This is a genomic window from Bacillus sp. C30 (assembly GCF_040838255.1).
GTDB classification, from domain to species: Bacteria; Bacillota; Bacilli; order Bacillales; family Bacillaceae_G; genus Bacillus_A; species Bacillus_A mycoides.
The window spans coordinates 1-3202 of the sequence record NZ_JBFPJH010000354.1; the positions used below are offsets into that span (position 1 = coordinate 1).

1 protein-coding gene and 1 pseudogene are annotated in these 3202 nt (G+C 33.0%); both read right to left on the reverse strand.

All coding sequences use genetic code 11. The features are described from left to right. Window positions 1-124: 124 nt before the first annotated feature. Window positions 125-1126 carry an LCP family protein gene (locus tag AB3X49_RS20070; protein WP_002126935.1) on the reverse strand — a complete coding sequence of 334 codons (1002 nt, stop codon included), beginning with the start codon at window positions 1124-1126 and terminating at the stop codon, window positions 125-127. 359 nt (window positions 1127-1485) lie between these two features. After that, window positions 1486-3202 (reverse strand): annotated as a pseudogene (locus AB3X49_RS20075) (glycoside hydrolase); the annotation flags it as partial.

The following is a 3202-nucleotide window of genomic DNA, read 5'->3' on the forward strand; positions in this document are numbered from 1 at the left end:
TGTTTATATAAATTAAAATGATTTAACTGTAGACGTGAAAAAACTAGTAGCCCTTCTACTAAAAATAAATGAAGCACTCCATTTCCATAAAAAAAGATTGGCTGAGGCCAACCTTTTTTTATACTTATTCATTTCGAGTTGGTTTTGGTGTAACACCTAAATGCTCATTTAACTTAGTCGAAATATCTTTCACATTTTTTTCGTTTGGAATGTAATAATAAATACCACCAATACGTTTATCCGTTCCTTCTATTTGCATCTTTTCCATTTGCAAATCTGATCCTGCCATATTTTTCGTAATAGCAAGCATATCATCAAACGTTAAGTTTGTTTTCATATTTTTATCAACTGCATCAAGTAAAGAGCCCATTTTGCTAATTGATTGAACAGACATAGCTTTTTTCGCAATTGCTTCAATTACAAGTTGTTGCCTTTGACCACGCATTGCGTCACTGTCAATTTTACGCGTTCTAGCAAGTGCAAGGGCTTGTTCACCATTTAAATGTTGGTAACCTTTTTCTAAATGGATCATACCTGCTTGGTCTTTACTATCTTGTTCTGTGAAAGTAACAGGTACATCAATATCAATACCACCAATTGAATCTACAATTTGTACAAATGACTCAAAGTTAAACTTCACATAATAATCAACTGGTACATTTAAAAATCTTTCCACTGTATCTCTTGTACTTTCAACACCACCAAATACGTGTGCGTGTGTAATTTTATCTAATTTCTTTCTAGATGGAATATAAACACGTGAATCACGAGGAATGCTTACTAATTTAACGGATTTATCATCTTTATTAATTGTCGCTAATAAAAGTGCATCTGTTCGAACCGCTTCACCATATTGGCTTTTTCTCATTTCGCTTCCATCGACACCCATGATTAAAATCGAAATATTATCCTTTAAAGGTTCCACTTCTTTGTCCCTTTTTGATGACTTATCAATTTGTGCATATGCATCACTTACAACAGCTTTTGCTTTGTTATATATAAACGATCCATATCCTACTCCTCCAAAAACAAGTAGGAAAAATGGAATTAAAATGAACCATTTTATTGATTTTCTTTTAGAACGTTTTTTACTGCTTCTCGTATCTTGTTCTAATTCAGAGCTCATGTTCATTCTCCTCTCTTTCTCTTTTCCTAGTATAATGTATGTCTAGTAATCTTCATATTGAATTTCCTTTCAATCACCTTACATTTTTGTAAGGTTACATCATGAATCCAATATGTATTCCATTTCACATTATACTCTCGTGCTTATTTTTGGCAAGTCACTATTTATCAACTTCAAAAATTTAACACTTCAAAACGTTCAAATTTACAGATTTATCATTCTGTTATTTGCAGGTAGTAAGACTTTCATCTCATAATTTATCAGGAATAAAAGAGTCAAGTTTGGGCCGTGAAATTTTGATTGGTGATGACTAATAATCAGTGAGGGATAAATCCCCCACTGATTAAAATTTCACTTTATTATTTCTCATTTGGTGTGTATATCATTTGCTTCCCATTATTATAAATTAAAGCCGATTTTGCTTTTATTTTCGTTTTTTCTATTTCCACATCATCATTAGAGAAATTCACAATAATTTTAATATCTTTTCCATATGAAGCAGATTGGACTAATTTATCTTCTGACAAATATGCAAAGTTCGTCATTTCTTCTTTTACTGCCTTTTCATGAACTTCATTCCAAACTTTCAGATGCTGCGTAATTTCTTGTTTATGCTTATTCCACTCTACTTCATCTAAATGGTACAACGGAGGCACATTATACAATAACTCATATAACATTCGGTTTCCTACCTCATCTTTTACTTTCAAACTTCCCCATTCCCAGTGGTGCGTTGTAATTACAGAATCATTGTATACTAATTTATATAACGGTACCGAATATACTGGATTTAAATATACTTGTTTATATTCTTCTTTTAACGGTACTTGTTTTGCATATTTTTCTGGAACATTTTGATTCGGTGACCAATATCCGCCCACATAATACGGACTTGTTTTATTTTTCCTCATATCTTCATCGTCCCATTTAATAACAGGCGTTTCAATGCCGTGAGCAAATGCAATCGTGCTACTTGCAAAGTCATTTCCGCCTTCTGAGCCAACTACCATACCCTTTTCTTGCGCAATATAATCCATTCGTTGCAACCTTGCTTGTAAATCTTGTTCTTGTGTCGTTAAATGTTTTGTTGAATAATCATCATAAATTTCGCCCGTCGCGTCACAATCAATAAACCATGAATTATATTTAGGGCCATTTTGTAATATATCGTTCATTCGTTCTTTTACACTAGGAAGTGATAATGTCGGATTTAATTTTCGGCCTCTCCCTAAAAACCCTTGCACTTTCTCACCATTTTTCTTCGTTACAGTGGCTTCTTCATATAACGATGGATCATTAAAGGAAGCTGTGTTCCAATTTTTATCACCTTTTTCGTGAATAGAATGGTAAGAATCATACGGACCAACTAAATATCCCATTTCCTTAGCTTCTGTAACGAAATTAGGCTGCATAAATCCTTGTTCCCAGTTCGGTAGACCAATCCACGCTTTGTCTATCCCTACTTTTTTCATTTCTTTTATTATATCCGTTCCATCTGCCTTACCCCATTTACTTACTTCTTCAACTGCATCACCGAGTACTGACTTTAATAAATGTTTATTTAAGCTATACAGCTCTGTCTTCGATAAGTGATCTACACCTTTCTTTAATAACACACTAGCTTCCTGATTAACTTTCGGGAAAATATCCTCTTTATACAATTCCTTTCATAGATAATACTTCGTTTGTATAGCGTAAAATAACATTTTTTTGGTACTTATCAATGAAATCTTGTTTACTTACTTGCTCAAACACACTCAGTTCTCCAGGCTCCGAACTATTCTTTTGAATAAGCCCTTTTATATGACTAAACACCGGGCTATTTATTTGCTCTCTTAGCTTCGGCCAATTCACGTTACTTTCTGATAAACCATTTTGATTCCAAAAGTAAAAATGAGCTGCCCCGTAAAGTTTTTCGATTTCTTTATTTTTTCTTGCCTTTTCTTGTAATGTTTTAAATTCACCTTTTCGAGCAATATTATCCTTATACAGTTTAGCGATACTTACTGCATCATTATTTGTCACATATAATTGAAATCCATATGTTTTATTTTTATTTATACTCGGGAATTCATG